Source organism: Tamlana crocina (genome assembly GCF_012037625.1).
This window is the reverse complement of record NZ_JAAVJS010000579.1, coordinates 1-341: the sequence shown is the minus strand read 5'-3', so window position 1 is coordinate 341 and position 341 is coordinate 1. Positions and strand designations below refer to the sequence as shown.

Sequence of the window (341 nt, the reverse complement as noted above, 5' to 3'; positions counted from 1 at the left end):
CTGGGAACATCAGTTAATTGAAATCCTGCATTCATCATTCATCTGCTTTTGATCAATTTCCGGTGTTGATTTTTCCGATTTGCTCAGCTTTTGGCCCTGGCTTTCTGCGCCTCCAGGTTCCTTTCGATCACATGTCCCGGGCGTGACCATTTAGGCTTTTCTCCTAAATTTTTAAATTTAGAATCTTCTGCCGCCACAGTTTCAGGTTGGGATTTTTTCACAAATGGCTTCTGCGGATTTAATCCCAAAGCCCTGAACATCTCCATATCTTCATTAACATCGGGATTTGGAGTCGTTAAGAGCTTATCTCCCGCAAAAATTGAATTGGCCCCTGCAAAGAA

The 341-nt window shown here is 42.8% G+C and carries 1 pseudogene; it reads right to left on the bottom strand.

The features are described from left to right. Positions 1 to 83 precede the first annotated feature (83 nt). A pseudogene (locus HC176_RS18125) lies at positions 84 to 341 on the bottom strand (biotin synthase BioB); the annotation flags it as partial.